Origin of the sequence: Mesorhizobium alhagi CCNWXJ12-2 (assembly GCF_000236565.1) — a bacterium.
Lineage (GTDB): Bacteria > Pseudomonadota > Alphaproteobacteria > Rhizobiales > Rhizobiaceae > Allomesorhizobium > Allomesorhizobium alhagi.
The window spans coordinates 1-3,190 of the sequence record NZ_AHAM01000147.1 but is presented as its reverse complement, the minus strand read 5'-3'; the positions used below and the strand labels follow the sequence as shown (position 1 = coordinate 3,190).

Below are 3,190 nucleotides of genomic sequence, written 5' to 3'. Positions count from 1 at the left end.
AGATCGTGTAGGGGACTTTGAACCTGCGGAAGATCGGCACGGCGAATTCCGCATTGTCGCGGTATCCGTCATCGAGTGTAAACGAGACGAACTTCCTGCTGTCCGACGGATTAGCGAGCAGCGCCGGCAGATCGTGAAGATGAACCGGTACAAGATCACACTCACGGGCGGCGGTGATGGCCTGTTCGAGGAATTCAGGAGTGATCGACAATGTCGCGTTGGGTGAGAACCTGGTTTTCTGCCGTTCGGGCCGGACGTGATGGAGCGTAAAGATTAGCCCTCGACCGCCAAATGACGGGAACAGCGACTGGGCTTTCAAAACGCTCGCGACTTCCAGACCAGCCCGAATGATCGAATATTTTAGATTTCTCTTAGCTGATTGCAAAATTGCCATTCAAGAAACTGCCCCGATAGCCAGCAACGATCTTGCTATGAAATCTTCAACACGCGTTTGGTCAGAACCCTCCATGCCGTCAGCGGCAGGTCGATCAATCCCGGCAACAGATCGTTCCACGCGAAGGTCGCCCACGACCGAACCGATCCGAAGGACCGGAAATACTCCGCGATCCCGACCTGGCCGCGAAGCATCAGTTTGAATGCCGAAACACCGTCGCGGACGAGATACATCCATGCTGTCCTTTGGCGCGCTGACACAGGTGAGGAGTCCCGACCGTTCGCGGATTCCCAAAGCATCGCGCCCAGATCGACGCCCGAAGCGGCGCAGAGGCCAAACCACGACCACGGACGAGGGTTGACGTCGAGAAGCTTGAGCGAATTGTCCCGGCGATCCCGCTTGAATTCGATTTCGACCAAACCGCTGTGACCGATCGACTTGAGCAAGGTCCGAGCGGCTGCGACGGCGTGCGGTTCTTCGACAACCTCTACAAAGGTGCTCGTAAAGCCAAAATCCACGGGATATTGCCTTGTGCGGCGGGCTGTGAACTCGGCCACGGGTTCGCCGTTCTTCCACAGAGCCGCGTAGGAGAACTGGCTTTCCCCGCCCCCCGGGATCAATTCCTGTACGATGATATTTTCGAAGCCGATCTGCCCGGCCGCGTCACTATAGGCCGACAGAAATGACGCATGGTCATCGACCCGGACAACCTTGGCCTTTGCAATGCGGCTGTGTCCGCCACCCATATTCGGTTTGAGTACAACCGGAAACGACAGTTTCAACTTCGAAGCCTGTTGAGGCGACGCGATCTCATAGGTTCGCGGAATTTCCAGGTTGAGTTCGGCGGCGCGCTTGTAAAGAAAAGGCTTATCGCAAACAAATCTCAGCGCGTCCCACGACGGCAGCATGATCTTGTATACGCCCGAGAGCGCCTCGAGATTTTCCGAAACCAGGCGAACTTCGGGATCGGCGGCCGGCACGAGAAGCCATCCCTCCAACTGGTGCCGTTGCGCTGCCTCGTTAAGGAATGTGATGGCCCGGTCGTCATCCGGACCTGGCCACCTGATCGTCTCACGGACAAATCTCGACCAGCTCGGGAGCGGGGAATCGTTGGTTACATAGGCGACAGGAACCTGCCGAGCGCCGAGACTGCGCGCGAGCGCGAGCGCTCCGTGAGCGCCACCAAGAAGCACGACACCTGAGTTCTCCAAAAGCCCCCGGTCCTTTCAGTGTTACTCGGCGAATCTGAGCCCGCATTTCAGCTCGCAAACTACGGCACCGCATTTAACACTTGCATAACGTGACCTCATGGGGAGGCAGACGAAGGCGAGGCTGTATTCCCGAGAACATTACCCGCCATGCTGAGGCGCAGATGTTGTCCGGACGCTCCCAAATGATCAGCGAAGTGCTCGACGTCATGATCGTCACTGACCAGTCGCGGCCCAGGCGCCTTGCTTATCATTCGCCCCGATATGAGGCCGAACTTCCCAGGTTCATGCGAAGGAGGGCAGCGGACTGCGGTGCGAATCGGGCCCGCAAGCTGAAGCCGGGCACATGTTGTCGAAGTGAGTGGCAACCAACCGGCGACCGAAAAAGCCGCGTCGATCTAGCCGCAACTGGTCGGCCGTTTGATCGAGAACTGTTCTCGATTGAAAAGTGTCGAAAAAATCACCGGATCACCTTCTTATGTGGTATGGTGAAATTCTGGCCCGAAAAACTAACAAAAACAAAGGAGGTCGCGATGAAAGATTATTTTTCATTTCAGCTATTTATGAGAATGTCGACTGCATTATTTGTTCTCGCTTCTATATATTCCATGGCCACTGGAAATACATGATAACGTTTTGGCGTCGACTTCTCGAGAGGTAAGACCATGTCACTGACATTTCCCAATCTGAGCCGCAGCTACGACGCGGCAGGGAAGCGTATCCGCTTTCTTGGCCATGACGGCATGGTTCAGATTTCCTTTTCCGTCGAGATCGACGCGATCTCGAAGAAGAAAGCAGCCGAACCCGCTGACGCTGAAACCGACTATTTGGCGGCTTTCGATGCGGTGCGCGGTTTGGTTCACGACATGGCGCGGAATGCCTACTCCCGCGGCCGCAAAAACATGTACGACCTGACGTCTGCCGATTTCAAATAGCGTCGACAATACCTGGCGTGGTGACAGACCGCTGGGTGGAGTTTGAAAAGGCGTCACAAGGCTCCAGGCTAACGTCTGCGATCGAATAGCCCGCCTGCGGCTCACATCGTACGTGGCGCAGTTTACGTCTTGTCGACGGAAGTGGGGAGTTCTTTGCTCTTGCTCGCGCGCGGCGCCCGCTTCTTTTTGGGTTCGACTGGCTTCAAGGCCTCCGCGGCGCGATCCTGCTCCTCCTTGGCGAGTCGCAACTCGCGCAGTTTTGCCGTCTTGATGACCCTGGCTTTTGCTTCCGAGTGATATTCGGCCGTCGCCTTGTTTCGCTCAGCAGTTTTCTTTTGGGTCTCGATGAAACGCGACTGCGCCTTTTCCATAATGTTTTGATTAGCATCCGCCATTGGGCAATTCTCCCTTGCTATTGAAATATCAGACGTGAACGTCTGTCGTATAAAAATAGGTGTTTGCGATCGGAATTCAATTTGTCGCTATTTCATTTCGGCCCGTAATTCAGCAATTTCATACCAAGTCCCGCTTCAATATTTTAAAGATGCACAATTTAATTTTGGCACTCCTATCATTCGAGTGCCAAAGAGCCTATGACAGGGGTGTGGCCCCCTATGCGCCGGCCACGGAAAGAAACCCACATGAAATTCCGG

General features: G+C 55.0%; 4 protein-coding genes and 1 pseudogene. 2 read left to right on the top strand and 3 right to left on the bottom strand.

Annotated features, from left to right (window positions below; all coding sequences use genetic code 11):
• Nucleotides 1-394, bottom strand: a pseudogene (locus MAXJ12_RS36825) (polysaccharide deacetylase family protein); the annotation flags it as partial.
• 35 nt (nt 395-429) lie between these two features.
• Nucleotides 430-1,374: a carboxylate--amine ligase gene (locus MAXJ12_RS17615; protein WP_244421511.1), complete on the bottom strand. Its 945-nt coding sequence runs from the start codon at nt 1,372-1,374 to the stop codon at nt 430-432.
• Between the two features lie 413 nt (nt 1,375-1,787).
• On the opposite strand from MAXJ12_RS17615, the gene MAXJ12_RS36820 reads away from it, so the two are divergent.
• Both MAXJ12_RS36820 and MAXJ12_RS17610 read left to right on the top strand, forming a co-directional pair.
• On the top strand, nt 1,788-2,231 hold the full coding sequence (locus tag MAXJ12_RS36820; RefSeq protein WP_139043918.1) for a hypothetical protein: 444 nt from the start codon (nt 1,788-1,790) through the stop codon (nt 2,229-2,231).
• A 36-nt stretch (nt 2,232-2,267) separates the two neighbouring features.
• Nucleotides 2,268-2,537: a DUF1488 family protein gene (locus tag MAXJ12_RS17610; protein WP_008837288.1), complete on the top strand. Its 270-nt coding sequence runs from the start codon at nt 2,268-2,270 to the stop codon at nt 2,535-2,537.
• Nucleotides 2,538-2,659: 122 nt separating this feature from the next.
• Here the strand turns inward: MAXJ12_RS17610 and MAXJ12_RS17605 are convergent, their stop codons facing one another.
• Entirely contained in the window at nt 2,660-2,932 is a 273-nt protein-coding gene (locus MAXJ12_RS17605; RefSeq protein ID WP_008837287.1) for a hypothetical protein, read from the bottom strand.
• Between the last annotated feature and the right edge of the window lie 258 nt (nt 2,933-3,190).

Coding starts and splice junctions, on each gene's coding strand:
- MAXJ12_RS17610 (WP_008837288.1), top strand. CDS start 2,268: ATGTCACTGACATTTCCCAATCTGAGCCGCAGCTACGACGCGGCAGGG.
- MAXJ12_RS17605 (WP_008837287.1), bottom strand. CDS start 2,932: ATGGCGGATGCTAATCAAAACATTATGGAAAAGGCGCAGTCGCGTTTC.
- MAXJ12_RS36820 (WP_139043918.1), top strand. CDS start 1,788: ATGATCAGCGAAGTGCTCGACGTCATGATCGTCACTGACCAGTCGCGG.